Origin of the sequence: Bradyrhizobium sp. UFLA01-814 (assembly GCF_046718885.1) — a bacterium.
Classification (GTDB): domain Bacteria; phylum Pseudomonadota; class Alphaproteobacteria; order Rhizobiales; family Xanthobacteraceae; genus Bradyrhizobium; species Bradyrhizobium elkanii.
The window spans coordinates 13,265-27,647 of record NZ_JAQOSR010000125.1 but is presented as its reverse complement, the minus strand read 5'-3'; the positions used below and the strand labels follow the sequence as shown (position 1 = coordinate 27,647).

Genomic DNA, 14,383 nt, shown 5'->3' with positions numbered 1-14,383 from the left:
CATCCGCGAGAAGGAACGCCTGCTGCGGCTGTCGGAAGGCAAATGCGACCTCGACGACGTCCGCGCCATCATCGACCGCGTGGTCACGGTCTCGGTGATGGCGCTGACGATGGGCGACGTGCCGAGCAGGCCGGCCGCGCGGCCGGTCGCGATGCACGGCCGGCTGACGCGCCAGGATCTGTGAGACGCACGCGACGAAGCCAGGCCGGATAACGCCGGCGATGAGACTGCGCCCCCTCGCCCCGCTCTTGCGGGGAGAGGGTTGGGGTGGGGGGCCGCTCCGCGCAAAACGGTTGCAGCCGAATTCGCGGGGACTCCCCCTCACCCGGATCGCATCTCTCGATGCGATCCGACCTCTCCCCGCACGCGGGGCGAGGTGACGCGAAGCCTGTTGCGCGATGCGAGACTCCATCGGCGCGCCCTACACCATCGCGATGCAGTCGATCTCGACGTCGAACGGGCCGGTCCATTCCGGGATGCAGACGAAAATCCGCGCCGGCGGCTGGTGCGGGAAGTACCTTGCATAGACTGCATTGAAGGTTGTGAAGTGCTTTGCCGAGGTGCAGAACACGTTGCACTTCATCACATTGTCGAGCGTGGCGCCGGCCGCCTCGAGGCATTGCTTGAGCTGCTCCATGACCAGCTCGCTTTGCCGCTCCATCGACGCGCCGGCGGCGAACTCGCCGGTCGCGGGATCGAACGGCGGCAGGCCGGAGACGAACACCATGTTGCCGGCGCGGGTGACCGGCGATGCCGGCGCCTTCCAGCGCTCCAGCCAGCTCGAGATCGGTTCGACGCGGACCACTTCCCGTTTCATGATTGGCACCTTCGATGAGGGATCGATGGCGCCAACCTAGCAGGCGGATGTCAATGATGCTTCGATATCGATCGAAGTGTTATTGCGCGGGCTCCGCTGTCTAACCGTCATCCTGAGGAGGCCGCGCAGCGGCCGTCTCGAAGGATCGACGGGCACCAGCCGGGCCGTTCAACCTTCGAGACGCGGCCAAGTGGCCGCTCCTCAGGATGACGGAACGGTGGCCCGCGGCCTCGGAGTCAGCGCCTACAATATCCCGTGCGCCTTCAGCCCCTCGACCTTGGCGTCGTCATAGCCGATGGTCGCCAGGACCTCCTTGGTGTCGGCCCCTAACAGCGGCGGGGCGCGGTATTCGGTGATCGGCGTGCCCGAGAAGGTCAGCGCGTTGCGGATCAGCGACAGGTTCGGCTCGAAGGGATGGTCGACCTTGACCCGCATGCCGCGCGACTGCACGTGCGGATCGCTGAACACCTGCTCGAAATTGTTGATCGGGCCGGACGGCACGCCGGCCTCCTCGAGCTTCTCCAGCCAGTAGGCCACCGGATGCTTCAGGAACAGCCCGGCAAAGATCGCCATAATCTCCTTGCCGTGCACGACGCGGTCGTTGTTCTTGACGAAGCGCTTGTCGCTCGCGAGCTCGGGCTCGCCGAGCACGGCGCAGGTGCGCTGGAACTGGCCGTCATTGCCGACCACGAGCATCAGCTCGCCGTCGGTGCAGCGGAACACGCCGGCCGGCATGCCGCCATTGCCCCAGGTGCCGCGGCGCGGCGGGGTCTTGCCATTGACGAGGTAGATCTGCAGCCAGTGCGACAGCGACGCGATCACCGTGTCGAACAGGCAGACGTCGATATGCTGCCCTTCCCCGTTGTTGGCATCGCGATGGTAGAGCGCCGAGAGGATGCCGATCGAGGTGTTCATGCCGGTCATGTAGTCGACGATCGAAGGGCCGACCTTCATCGGGCCCTCGCCGGGCTCGCCGTCGATATGGCCGGTGACGCTCATCAGCCCGCCCATCGCCTGCAGGATCGCGTCATAGCCGGCGCGCGGCGCGTAAGGTCCGGTCTGGCCGAAACCGGTGACCGAGCAATAGATGATGCCGGGGTTGAGCTGCTTGATGGTCTCGTAGTCGAGGCCGTAGCGCTTGAGATCGCCGACCTTGTAGTTCTCCATCATCACGTCGGCCGTCTTGGCGAGCTCGCGGATGATCGCCTGCCCTTCCGGCTTGGCGATGTTGACGGTGACCGACTTCTTGTTGCGGTTGGCGCAGAGATAGAACGAGTTGTTGTTGTTCTGCTTGCCTTCGGGGTCGGCGAGATAGGGCGGGCCGAAGGCACGGGCGTCGTCGCCGCCGCCGGGCCGCTCGATCTTGATCACCTCGGCGCCGAGATCCGCCAGCATCTGGGCCGACAGCGGGCCCGCGAGCACCCGCGTCAGGTCGAGAATCTTGATGCCCGAGAGTGGCAGAGCCGACATGAACGTTCCTCCAAATCTTGATATCTTGATTGTGTGGCGCCGGGCCGCTGCCCGCGCGCGCTCAAGCCTGCCGATACACCATTTTGGTGTGGCGAGCACTGCATTGTCGGCATGAAGCCATCCCCGGGCGGCCTATGTGCGGCGCACCGGCGGTATTTGGCCGGAACCGGCCGGCCCCCGCCCGGATTGCCGCCACGCGAAATTGTGAAGATGGCCGACACCGATTTGCCTTGGCGTCAGCGGTATTTTGCCGCGACGAGGAGGAAAAGATGCGGACGATCACGACGGTCGGGTTGCTGCTGACGCTGGTTGCGGCCGCGATGCCGGCGGTGGATGCGCGCGGCGGCCACGGCCATGGCGGCGGGCACGCGATGCATGGCATGCACTTTGGCGGCGCCACTGGCGCCGGCGGTTTTGCCGACGACAAGCACCACGGCAACGATGCCTTTACCAAGGCAGCTTCGGATGAGGAGGACCGCCTGCTCAACAGCAAGCTGAAGAGCATCTGCCGCGGCTGCTAGGACGACATCCAGCGAAGCCGCGCCAGGATCGCGCGGCCCATGATCCAGTCCTTGTCGCTTTCGGTGAGGAACGGAAGCTCCTGCGTGAATTGCGTCACGCGCTGCCGGTAAGTGGCCCGGGCGAATGAATTGGTTATATCGGTTCCCCAGTGGCAGCGTTCCGGGCCGTAGGCGTCGAACAGGCGGTGGATATGCGGGATCACGTCGCGAAATGGATATGGCTCAGTCGAAATCAGCGGGATCGACGACAGCTTCACCGATACATTCGCATATTTTGCGAGCGCGGCCGCCTGGACGATAGCTTCCGTCACCATGTTGTTTTCCGATGAGCCGGGACGAGGGCGAAGTCCCGCGCCGACGCCCATGTGATCGATGATGAGCGCAAGTTGCGGGTGCCGCTCGGCGATGCGGGCGAACAGCGACGTCTGCCCCTCGGTGAGAAACATCACCGGCAGGCGGGCCTTCTCCGCCGCCGGCCAGAACCAGTCCGCGGTCCCGTCTGTCAGCCACGCCGCTTCGCCGGGGCCGAAGTTCAACCTCACGCCCAGTACGCCGGGCTGGTCGCGCCAAGTCGCCAGCCGTGCCGCGCGGTCGGGCTTGTCGAGGGCGACACGCGCCATGATGGCGAAGCGGCCCGGATACCGTCTGACTGCCTCTTGGGCATAATCGATGCGCTCACCTTCAAGCGACACTGGCGGAACGATGATGACGCGGTCGACGCCAGCCTCGTCCATCAGTGGAATGATTCGCTCGATGGTGAAGGGCTCCGGAAGCTGCGGTTTGGCACCGGGGAGCCAGGGTCTTTCCGGGGTGCTCGCCGGCCACAGGTGAACCTGCGAATCGACGATCACTCGTTTTTGCGGCGCGACTGCTGCCGTGGCGCGTTGCATTGACAGCGCGACGCCGGTCGCGACGGTGCCGGTCAGAAAATGACGGCGAGAAGGCATGTAATCTCCTTCCTGTTCGATAGCTTTGCTCACGACACAATGGTGATCGACACGGCGCCCCCTGGGCTGGGGTCAAAGCAAATTGGCTCGCAATATTGAAGATCACATCAGGAAATTGCGGCCGTAGAAATAGGGCTCAAGGTCAATTTGCGCCGCAACAATCTTGAACCACGCATGTCTCGGTTGGACCCTGGCGCGGCGGCGATGCGTAGCGACTTACGACGCGATCGCCTGCCGCGGCTGCGCGGTGGCGCCGATCAGCTTGCCGATCTCGGGCTTGCAGCCGCCGCAATTGGTGCCGGCCTTCAGGCAGCGGCCGATCGCATCGACGCTGTCGGCGCCCTTTTTGATCTCGGCGGTGATCTGGTGCCGTCCGACGCTGAAGCAGGAGCAGACGATCGGGCCGACATCCTCGCCCGCGCCGAACGGCCGTCCGGCGAGCAGCGCCATCCGCGCATTGGCCGACAATTGCTGTTCGGCGAACAGCCCGGTCAGCCAGGCCCGCGACGGCAGCGTGTGATCGGGCGCGATGAACACACAGCCCTCGAGCCGGCCGTCGCGCACCGCCGCGTAGCGGAAGCGGCCCGCGGCCGGATCGCGATAGGCGATCCATTCGATCTCGACACCTTCGAGGCCGAGCTGCGCCCGCGCCCAGTCGCGCCAGCTCTCCGGGCGGGTATCGAGCGCAAGTTCGAGCCGCGTGCAATCGCCGGCCTTGCCGTAAACCCAATAGCCGCTGGCCGGACGCCTGATCGCGTCGCGGCTCAGGATGAAGGCGTGCCATTTCGGCGCGTAAGGATCGGCCCTGACCGGCGTGTGCTTGGACTCCGGCTGGCCGGACAGCGGATCGACCGCCGGATTGACCAGCGCGTTGACGCGGCCCTCGCCGGCGAACTCCTCGTTCCAGTGCATCGGCACGAACACGCAGCCGCGGCGCTGGTCGGCGCTGACCACGACGCGCGCGATCATCTCGCCCCAGCTGCTGGTCAGCCGCACCAGCCCTTCGTTTTGCAGCCCGGCCTGCCGCGCGTCCTCGGGGTGAAACTCGGCATAGGGCTCGAACACATGCGCCATCAACCGTCCGGTTTTGCCGGTCCGGGTCATGGTGTGCCACTGATCGCGCACGCGGCCGGTGTTGAGCACCAGCGGAAAGTCGCGGCTGGTCGCGTTGCGCGCCGCGCGCGGCGCCACCGGCACGAAGCGCGCCTTGCGGTCCGGCGTGAAGAATTGCTGGCTCTCGAACATCCGCGGCGTGCCGGCCGGATGGTCTGACGTCACCGGCCACTGCACCGGCGCCAGCGCGTCATAGGCGTCATCATCCAGCGTCGCCAGCGCCGAGATGTCGAAATCGCGCCGGCCGCTGTTCTCGAAGCCCGACAGTTCGGCGTGCTCGCGGAACACCTCGGCAACCGAAGCGTAGTCGAAGCCGGAATACCCCATCCGGACGGCGACGTCGCAGATGATGCGCCAGTCGGCGCGCGCCTCGCCCGGAGCTGCCAGGAACGGCCGCTGCCGCGAGATCCGGCGCTCGGAATTGGTGACAGTGCCGTCCTTCTCGCCCCACGCCAGCGCCGGCAGCAGCACGTCGGCATGGCGCGTGGTGTCGGTGTCGCGCATGCAATCCGTCACCACGACGAGCTCGCAGGCGTCGAGCGCGGCGCGCGCGCGATCGGCATCCGGCAGGCTCACCACCGGATTGGTCGAGATGATCCACACCGCTTTGATGCGGCCGTCGGCGATCGCATCGAACATGTCGACCGCCTTCAGCCCGGCCTTTTCCGCGATCACCGGCGCACGCCAGAACCGCTGCACCAGCGCGCGATGCGCGGGGTTGTCGATCTCCATATGCGCGGCGAGCTGGTTAGCGAGCCCGCCGACCTCGCGGCCGCCCATCGCGTTGGGCTGGCCGGTCAGCGAGAACGGCCCCATGCCGGGACGGCCGATGCGCCCAGTCAGGAGATGACAATTGATGATGGCGTTGACCTTGTCGACGCCGCTCGACGACTGGTTGATGCCTTGCGAATACAGCGTGACGACGCGCTCGGTCCGGGTGAACCAGTCGAAGAACAGCCCGACCGCGCCTTCGGTCAGGCCGCAGGTCGCCGCGGTCTGCGCCACGGTCTGGCCGCCGACCTGCTTGAGCGCGTCGACGACACCCGTCGTGCAATTGCCGACGAAGCCGCGGTCGACCGCGTTGCTGCCGGCAAGAAAGGCGAACAGGCCGTTGAACAGCACGGAGTCGCTGCCCGAGCGCAGCGGCAGATGCAGATCGGCGCCCTCGCAGGTCGCGGTGCGGCGCGGATCGATCACCACGATCTTGCAGGCCGGGTTCTTCTCCTTCGCCGCCAGCATGCGCTGGTGCAGGATCGGATGGCACCAGGCGGCGTTGGAGCCGACCAGCACCAGAAGGTCCGCCTGCTCGAGATCCTCGTAGCAACCCGGCACGGTGTCGCTGCCGAAGGCGCGCTTGTGCCCGGCGACGCTGGAGGCCATGCACAGCCGCGAATTGGTGTCGATATTGGCGGTGCCGACGAAGCCCTTGGCGAGCTTGTTGATGACGTAATAGTCCTCGGTCAGCAGCTGGCCGGAGACATAGAACGCGACCGCGTCCGGGCCGTGCTCACGAATAATGCGATTAAAGCCATCGGCGACGCGATCGAGCGCGTCGCCCCATGCCGCCGGCGCGCCGTCCACCATCGGCTCGAGCAGACGCCCGTCGAGATCGATGGTCTCGGCGAGCGCCGAGCCCTTGCTGCAGAGCCGGCCGAAATTGGCGGGATGCTGCCTGTCGCCCGCGACGGTGACGGCACCCGCCGCGTCCTTCGACGCGATGACGCCACAGCCGACACCGCAATAGGGACACGTGGTCTTGACGGACATTGCCTGACCGCTCAGCTCACCGCAGCCGCCTGCCGCACCGACAGCCAGACAATGCCGTTCTCGACCTTGGCCGGATGGGTATGGGTGCAGCCCTCGTCGGGCGCGACTGCCTGCCCGCTCGCCAGCTCGATGACGAAGTTATGCAGCGGGCAGGTCACGCGCTTGTTGTGCACGATGCCCTGCGACAGCGGCCCGCCCTTGTGCGGGCAGCGGTCGTCGAGCGCGAACACCTCGTCGCTCTCGGTCCGGAACACCGCGATGTTGCCGCCCGGCGTGCGCACCACGCGCGAGCCGAGCCGCGGAATGTCGGTCAATGCGCCGATTTCGATCCACTGGGTCATGCGAGCTCCAATTCGGCGAGAGGCGCGAACTCGTTGCGGTCGACGCCGCGGCTGGCACGCTCAGCCCACGGATCGGTCTGCGCGAACTGCTGCGAATAGGCAAAGCGGGCGAACAGCGCCTTGCGGTTCGCAACGTCGTCGACCACGCGCTTCCTGATCTGCTCGAGACCGACGCGGTCGCACCATTTGTACATGCGCTCGAGATACCAGCCCTCCTCGCGGTAGAGCTGGGTCAGCGCCACGATCACCTCGAGGCATTCATCCTCGGTCTCGACCTTGGTCAGGAACTCGGTGCCCTTGATGTGCAGTCCGGCGGCGCCGGCGAAATGGATCTCGTAACCGGAATCGACGCAGACCACGCCGACGTCCTTGCAGGTCGCTTCCGCGCAGTTGCGCGGGCAGCCGGAGACGCCGAGCTTGACCTTGGCCGGCGTCCACGATCCCCACATGAACTTCTCGAGCTTGACGCCGAGGCCGGTGGAATCCTGGGTGCCGAAGCGGCACCATTCGGAGCCGACGCAGGTCTTCACCGTGCGCAGGCCCTTGGCGTAGGCGTGGCCCGACACCATGCCGGCGTCGTTGAGGTCGGCCCACACCGCAGGCAGGTCCTCCTTCTTGACGCCGAGCAGGTCGATGCGCTGGCCGCCGGTGACCTTCACCGTCGGGATGCTGAACTTCTCGGCGACGTCGGCGATCGCGCGCAGCTCGCTCGGCGTCGTGACGCCGCCCCACATCCGCGGCACCACCGAATAGGTGCCGTCCTTCTGGATGTTGGCGTGGACGCGCTCGTTGATGAAGCGCGACTGCTGATCGTCACGATATTCACCAGGCCAGGTCGCGAGCAGATAGTAATTCAGCGCCGGACGGCAGGAGTGGCAGCCATTCAGGGTCTTCCACTCCATGAAGCGCATGACCGCGGGAATGGTCTTGAGCTGCTGCTCGACGATGACGCGGCGGACGTCGTCGTGGCTGTGATCGGTGCATTTGCACAGCGGCTTGACCTTCGGCGCCGCCGAATAGTCGCCGCCGAGCGTGAACGCCAGCACCTGCTCGACAAGGCCGGTGCAGGAACCGCAGGACGACGACGCCTTGGTATGGGCGCGGACGTCGTCGAGCGTGAACAGCTTCTTCTCGCTGATCGCCTTGACGATGGCACCCTTGCAGACGCCGTTGCAGCCGCAGATTTCGGTCTCGTCGCTCATCGCGGCAACCGAACTCTGGCCGCTGACGCCACCATCGCCGAGATTGGCGGCGCCGAACACCAGGCGCTCGCGCATATGCGAGACGTCGGTGCCGTCACGCAGGTGCTGGAAGTACCAGGGGCCGTCGATGGTGTCGCCATAAAGCACGGCGCCGACGATCTTCTTGTCCTTCAGGATGATGCGCTTGTAGACGCCACGGTTGGCGTCCTGCAGCACGATCTCCTCCTTGTCCGGCCCCGGCGCGAAGTCGCCGGCCGAGAACAGGTCGATGCCGGTGACCTTCAGCTTGGTCGAGGTGACCGAACCGTCATAGGTGGCAAAACCCTTCATCGCGAGGTGGTTGGCGCAGACCTTGGCCTGGTCGAACAGCGGCGCGACGAGACCGTAGGTCTGACGGCGGTGCTGCACGCACTCGCCGACCGCGTAGATGCGGCCGTCATAGGTCTGCATGGTGTCGGAGACGACGATGCCGCGCTCGCAATAGAGTCCGGCCTTCTTGGCGAGCTCGAAATTCGGGCGGATGCCGACCGCCATCACCACGAGATCGGCCGGCAGCTCGGTGCCGTCGCCGAAGCGCACGCCGGTGACGCGGTCCTCGCCCAGGATCGCCTGGGTCTGCGCCGGCATCTTGAACACCATGCCGCGCTCTTCCAGCGACTTGCGCAGGAGCCCGCCGGCCACCGGATCGAGCTGACGCTCCATCAGCGTGTCGAGCAGATGCACGACCGTGACGTTCATGCCGCGCTTCATCAGCCCGTTGGCGGCCTCGAGGCCCAACAGGCCGCCGCCGATCACGACCGCGTTGCGATAGTCGGTCGAGGCCTTGATCATGCGATCGACGTCATAGATGTCGCGGAAGCCGATCACGCCCGGCAGGTCCTTGCCCGGCAGCGGCAGCATGATCGGGTTTGAGCCCGTCGCGATCAAGAGGCGGTCATAGGGCACCCGCTCGCCGGCCTCGGTGACGACTTCGCAGGTCCGGCGATCGATCATGGTGACCGTCTCGCCCTTGCGCAGCGTGATGTTGTTGTCCTCGTACCAGTCGACGGTGTTGAGCATGATGTCGTCGACGGTCTTCTCGCCGGCGAGCACCGGCGACAGCAGGATGCGGTTGTAATTGCCGTAGGGCTCGGAGCCGAACACCGTGATGTCGTAGAGATCGGGCGCGCGCTCCAGCAGCGCCTCGACCGTCCGGATGCCGGCCATCCCGTTGCCGATCACCACGAGCTTCTGCTTGGTCACTTTGTCGAGCATGGTCTGCCTTTCAATTCCGACGGCGCTGCGCAGCGACGCGGCGTGCGTCGTTGATGGGCACCGATAAAGGTTTGGAGTTGTAGGAAGCCCAGCCGCGGGCGCAGACCGTCTTCGATGACGACCGATGTTCCGTTATTGATTGATATTCAAAACGCGTGCCAACTCGTGGCGGGCGAATCCGGCTGCAAAATCAACAGGTTTCCGGCCGACCAAAATCCGCCGGGTCGCCCGCCGCGCCGACAGCCGGCCGAAATTTTAGCCACGCCGATGATCTCTTGTGCATCACAGCATCGCCGGCCGTGATGGCGATCGCGAAGTCGCATTTGATGCGCGATCGCGCGGGCTTGGCGCATCGCACAAAAAAGCACCAGCGTGCGCGTTTGCGCGGCGGCACTTGCCGCAAGCCACGCCACGTGCGGCCGCGGAACGCTGTTCGCGATTGCGCGGCAACATCTTGCGACTGCACGGCAAAGCGGCGCAACCCGATCGATGGCACGGTAATTGCTGACCACAGCTGTTGACGGAGTGCGTCTCAACGACGAGCGCACTCAGCATTCACCCACATTCCATTTGTCTGCGCTTGAGACGGCCGCGCTTTGTGCGGCTGCCTCCGCCGCATCAACGCGAGATGCTTGCGATGAAGCTAGCCGAGTTCAAGAAGGCAGGTCACTGGCCGACACTAATTGCCGCGTTCCTGTACTTCGACATCAGTTTCATGGCGTGGGTCGCGCTCGGACCGCTGATCGTCTACATCGCGCGCGACATGAATCTGGCGGTGAACGAAAAGTTCACCCTCGTTGCTATTCCCGTGCTCGCCGGCGCGCTGCTGCGCGTGCCGATGGGCATTCTCGCCGACATCATCGGCGCCAAGCGCACCGGCATCATCGCCCAGCTCGTCGTGATCGCCGCGACCGCGGCGGTGTGGCATTTCGGGCTGACCAGCAAGCTCGCCATCGAACTGTTCGGGCTGGCGCTCGGCGTCGGCGGCGCCTCGTTCGCGGTCGCCCTGCCCCAGGCGAGCCGCTGGTATCCGCCGCAATATCAGGGCGTGGTGATGGGGATTGCCGGCGCCGGCAATATGGGCGTCGTGCTCGACACGCTGCTTGCGCCGACCATTGCCGAGCATTGGGGCTGGCAGGCCGTGTTCGGCTGCCTGCTTATTCCGATGCTGATGGTGCTCGCCTATTACGCGTTCGCAGCCAAGGACGCGCCGGGCGAGCGCAAGAGGATCTCGCTCAAGGCCTACGGCGCGCTGCTGAAGGATTCCGACAGCCGCTGGTTCATGTTCTTCTACTTCATCACCTTCGGCGGCTTCGTCGGCCTCGCTAACGCGCTGCCGCTCTATTTCACCGTGCAGTATCATGTCTCCGGCGTCGCGGCCGGCATGCTGGTCGCGCTGATCGTCGCGTTCGGCTCGGGGTTCCGTCCCGTCGGCGGCATGATCGCCGACCGGATCGGCGGCATTCGCTCGCTGTCGATCCTGTTCGGCGTCGTGGTCGCCGCCTATCTCGTCATCGCCTTCATGCCGGAGGGCCCGACCGCGCCGACGCAGGCCGGCTGGGCGTTGACCGAACTGCCGCGCATTGCCTGGATCTCGGTGCTGCTGTTCTCGATCGGCGTGCTGGCGCTCGGCATGGGCAACGGCGCCGTGTTCCAGCTGATCCCGCTACGCTTCCGTCACGAGATCGGCCTCATGACCGGGCTGGTCGGTTGCGCCGGCGGCATCGGCGGCTTCTTCCTTGCCCAGACGCTCGGCTTCGCCAAGGGCATGACCGGCGGCTTCGGCGCCGGCTTTCTGTTCTTCGGCGGGCTGGCGTTGCTTGGCTTCATCGGACTTGCCATGGTCAAGGTCCGCTGGCGCACCACCTGGGGCGCGGTGTCGGGAGCGCGCGTCTGAGGACTCCGCTCCGCAATGTGACGGGGCTCGGACGTGGCGAACGGTTCGCAACGGGACTTGGGGGTGCGCGTCGGCTTCGCCAGCGAGACCGGCAAGCGCGCCGCCAATGAGGATTATGTCGCGGCCTGCCTCGGCCAGCCGGGCTCGGTCCATCGCGACGTCGTCGCCGCGGTCGCCGACGGCGTCGGCGGCCACAAGGGCGGACGCGAGGCCGCGGAGGTCGCGGTCCGCAGCTTCATCGACGCCTATTATTCGCTGCCCGAGACGCTCGGCGTCCGTCGCCGCGCCGCGCGAGCGCTGGAAGCCGCCAACAGCTGGATCTACGGCCAGGGCCGCGTCGATGCCGCGCGGAGCGGCATGGCCTGCGCGTTCTCCTCGATCATCCTGTCGCGGCGGCAATGTCATGTGATCCATATCGGCGACACCCGTGCCTATCGCCTGAGCGACGGCCGGCTGGAACGCCTGACGCAGGATCATATCGCCGGGCGCGGCGACCTCGCCCACATGCTGAGTCGCGCCATCGGTTTCGAGGAATTCGCCCGCTTCGACTACACGTCCCTCGGGCTCCGGCAACATGATCGCCTGCTGATCTGTAGCGACGGGGTTCACGGCGCGCTCGGCGATTCCCGCCTCCAGCAGCTACTGGAGGAGCGTACGCCGCCGGACGAATCGGCGCGCAGCATCGTCGATGCCGCCCTCGCGGCCGGCAGCAGCGACAACACGACCGCGCTGGTGCTCGACGTCGTCGACCTGCCGCCGGCGGATCGCGACGATCTTACCCACGCGATCGCGACGCTGCCGATCCTCGATTTGCCGGTGACCGGCGACACGATCGACGATTTCAGCCTCGGCGACGTTTTGTCCGACGGACGCTACAGCCGCCTGTTCAAGGCGACCGACAAGCGCGCCGGCCGCGAAGTGGTGCTGAAGTTTCCCCATCCACGGGTCGCGAGCGAAGGCTCCTACCGCCTCGCCTTCGTGCGCGAGGCCTGGGTCGCCGCGCGCGTGCGCAGCCTCTGGATCGGCGAAATCATCGAGGTGCCGGCGGAGCGGCAGACCAGGCTCTATTCGGCGATGCCGCTCTACGAGGGCGAAACGCTGGAGCAGCGGCTTGGCCGCGCGCCGCGGCTGTCGCTCACCGAGGGCATCGCGATTGCAACCAAGCTGGTGCGCGCGGTCACCGCGCTGCACCGCGCCGGCATCATCCATCGCGACATCAAGCCCGACAATGTGATCCTGCTGAAGGACGGCGGGTTGCGCCTCGTCGACCTCGGCGTCGCGCGGGTGCCGCTCTTGGAGGATTTTCCCGCCGAGGACATTCCGGGCACCGCGAGCTACATGGCGCCCGAACTATTCGGCGGCAAGGCCGGCGACGAGGCCTCCGACCTGTTCGCGCTCGGCGTCACGGTCTACCGCATGTTCACCGCGAACTATCCGTTCGGCGAGATCGAGCCGTTCTCGCGGCCGCGCTTCGGCAAGCCGGCGCCGCTGTCGCGCTACCGGCCGGACCTGCCGGCCTGGCTCGACGCGGTGATCGGCAAGGCGCTCAGCGTCGATCCGGCGCAACGCTTCGGCGATGCCATCGAGTTCGCGCACGAACTGGAAAACGGCGCGACCTGGGCCGGCCCCGCCGTCGCGACCCGCAAGTCACTGCACGATCGCGATCCCGTCACCTTCTGGAAGGTGCTGTGCGCGATCCTGGCCCTGATCGTCGTCGTGCTGCTGGCGCGGCATTAGACTAGCTCCGTCATGCCCGGCCTTGTGCCGGGCATCCACGTCTTCGCTGCAATCGCGCAAGAAAAGACGTGGATGGCCGGGACAAGCCCGGCCATGACGAAAAGAAAGAGAGTCATTTTAGATCAGTTAAGCAACTGAAAATTTGGCTATTTCAGTTCGCAGCTCAAGACCCGGCACGGCGGATCGTGATCCGGGTCTCGTCGGTCATGTCCTTGAGCTCCTTGTTCGGCTCGCGGTAGAGATGACGCTCGATCTCGACCGTGCGGCCGTCGGTGGTCTTGGTGCATTTCTCGTCGACAAATACGCCGCCGACCTCCTGCTTGTCGGCGCCCGGCTGTGCCTTCGAACAGGTCCAACCGTCCTCGCCATAGCGCGATCTCGCCTGTAGGCCGAGCAGGAACGCCTTCTTGCGCAGATAGAGCCGCGCCTTCGGATCGGTCTCGATCATGAGCGCCGCGATCTTGGCGTCCTTGTCGATCATGACGGTGAGGATCGCGGGATGGCCGCCGACCATGGTGCCTTCCCGCCCGCTCTCGCGATCATACTCGAAGCGGATGCCGCGCAGCTGGTCCGGTCCGGCCTGGCAAGCCTGCCACTGCGCCCAATCAGCCAATCTGTGGGTCTTCTCTCCGACGCAGGTCAGATTAATGTAGCCCGCGTCCGGCACGCTGCTGATCGCCATTCCGACGCTGATGTCGCGCAGGTCTCCCGCGGTCGCCATCGCCGGCACCGCTGCCGTGACGGTGACAGCGAAGACCAAGCCACGGATTGCCGATCCTTGCTTGCTCATGGCTTTGCCTTCTCGCTCTGGTCGGACGGCGCCGCGGCGTGGCCGGCCTCCTTGTAGATGTTGCAGACCCGCGAGCCATCGCCGAAGAACGCGATGCACTCATCGTAGGTCGGCTCGCCCTTGCCTTTGACCCGGGCGAGCACGTAATCGGCGACGGCCTCGATCTCGTTCGGCCGCAGGAACACATTCGCCTCGGGCGGCATGCGGTCCGCGACGTCCTGCCGGGTCATCTCGTAGCATTTCGTGGTGTCGTAGGAGCCGCGCACGAAGAACGGCATGCCGGTGCCCGGCCGCCCGCACGTCACGGTCTCGATGATCTGCTCGCGGGTCAGCTCGGTCTTGCGCAGCGACAGCGCGTCGCCGCCATAGCCGCCGCCGCCATTGCCGTGCCATTTGTGGCAGCCGACGCAATTGCCGCGCTTGAACACCGCCTTGCCCGCATCGGTCGGATCGCTCGCCGACTGCGCTTGCGCGGTACCGATGAATCCCATCACCAGCGCGCAGCCGAGCCACGCGCCAACCAGCCA

At 66.1% G+C, this 14,383-nt stretch carries 12 protein-coding genes and 1 pseudogene; 5 read left to right on the top strand and 8 right to left on the bottom strand.

Annotated elements, in window-relative coordinates:
• Positions 1 to 184 (top strand): annotated as a pseudogene (locus PMN64_RS30480) (TetR/AcrR family transcriptional regulator); the annotation flags it as partial.
• Positions 185 to 421: 237 nt separating this feature from the next.
• On the opposite strand, the gene PMN64_RS30475 reads toward PMN64_RS30480, so the two are convergent.
• The gene (locus PMN64_RS30475) at positions 422 to 817 is read right to left on the bottom strand and encodes a RidA family protein (protein ID WP_028339340.1); all 396 of its coding nucleotides are present in this window, start codon (positions 815 to 817) and stop codon (positions 422 to 424) included.
• Between the two features lie 243 nt (positions 818 to 1,060).
• On the bottom strand, positions 1,061 to 2,287 hold the full coding sequence (locus PMN64_RS30470) for a CaiB/BaiF CoA transferase family protein (protein ID WP_411783323.1): 1,227 nt from the start codon (positions 2,285 to 2,287) through the stop codon (positions 1,061 to 1,063).
• Positions 2,288 to 2,556: 269 nt separating this feature from the next.
• Between PMN64_RS30470 and PMN64_RS30465 the strand changes: the two genes are divergently transcribed.
• Complete coding sequence (locus PMN64_RS30465) at positions 2,557 to 2,808, top strand: hypothetical protein (protein ID WP_411783321.1); 252 nt, start codon at positions 2,557 to 2,559, stop codon at positions 2,806 to 2,808.
• Here PMN64_RS30465 and PMN64_RS30460 read toward each other — a convergent pair.
• The 4 genes from PMN64_RS30460 to nirB all read right to left on the bottom strand — a co-directional run bounded on the left by PMN64_RS30460 (position 2,805) and on the right by nirB (position 9,432).
• Positions 2,805 to 3,788: an amidohydrolase family protein gene (locus PMN64_RS30460; RefSeq protein WP_411783319.1), complete on the bottom strand. Its 984-nt coding sequence runs from the start codon at positions 3,786 to 3,788 to the stop codon at positions 2,805 to 2,807. The two genes, PMN64_RS30465 and PMN64_RS30460, sit on opposite strands and share 4 nt — an antisense overlap.
• 183 nt (positions 3,789 to 3,971) lie before the next feature.
• Entirely contained in the window at positions 3,972 to 6,635 is a 2,664-nt protein-coding gene (locus PMN64_RS30455; protein ID WP_411783318.1) for a molybdopterin-dependent oxidoreductase, read from the bottom strand.
• A gap of 11 nt (positions 6,636 to 6,646) precedes the next feature.
• Positions 6,647 to 6,976, bottom strand: coding sequence for a nitrite reductase small subunit NirD (gene nirD, locus PMN64_RS30450; RefSeq protein WP_411783316.1), 330 nt, complete (start codon positions 6,974 to 6,976; stop codon positions 6,647 to 6,649).
• Positions 6,973 to 9,432, bottom strand: coding sequence for a nitrite reductase large subunit NirB (gene nirB / locus PMN64_RS30445; protein WP_028339344.1), 2,460 nt, complete (start codon positions 9,430 to 9,432; stop codon positions 6,973 to 6,975). Before nirB ends, nirD begins: the two co-directional genes overlap by 4 nt.
• Positions 9,433 to 9,546: 114 nt before the next feature.
• Between nirB and PMN64_RS30440 the strand changes: the two genes are divergently transcribed.
• From PMN64_RS30440 to PMN64_RS30430, 3 genes are all read left to right on the top strand, one after another.
• Positions 9,547 to 9,735, top strand: coding sequence for a hypothetical protein (locus tag PMN64_RS30440; RefSeq protein WP_411783314.1), 189 nt, complete (start codon positions 9,547 to 9,549; stop codon positions 9,733 to 9,735).
• Between the two features lie 334 nt (positions 9,736 to 10,069).
• Positions 10,070 to 11,329 (top strand): MFS transporter, encoded by a 1,260-nt coding sequence (locus PMN64_RS30435; protein ID WP_411783313.1) that lies wholly within the window; start codon positions 10,070 to 10,072, stop codon positions 11,327 to 11,329.
• Between the two features lie 63 nt (positions 11,330 to 11,392).
• Positions 11,393 to 13,066: a protein kinase domain-containing protein gene (locus PMN64_RS30430; RefSeq protein WP_411783312.1), complete on the top strand. Its 1,674-nt coding sequence runs from the start codon at positions 11,393 to 11,395 to the stop codon at positions 13,064 to 13,066.
• A 163-nt stretch (positions 13,067 to 13,229) separates the two neighbouring features.
• Here PMN64_RS30430 and PMN64_RS30425 read toward each other — a convergent pair whose 3' ends face one another.
• Positions 13,230 to 13,856 carry a hypothetical protein gene (locus PMN64_RS30425; protein WP_229158948.1) on the bottom strand — a complete coding sequence of 209 codons (627 nt, stop codon included), beginning with the start codon at positions 13,854 to 13,856 and terminating at the stop codon, positions 13,230 to 13,232.
• The gene (locus PMN64_RS30420) at positions 13,853 to 14,347 is read right to left on the bottom strand and encodes a c-type cytochrome (protein ID WP_035631104.1); all 495 of its coding nucleotides are present in this window, start codon (positions 14,345 to 14,347) and stop codon (positions 13,853 to 13,855) included. The genes PMN64_RS30425 and PMN64_RS30420 overlap by 4 nt, the downstream gene beginning before the upstream one ends.
• Positions 14,348 to 14,383: the final 36 nt, after the last annotated feature.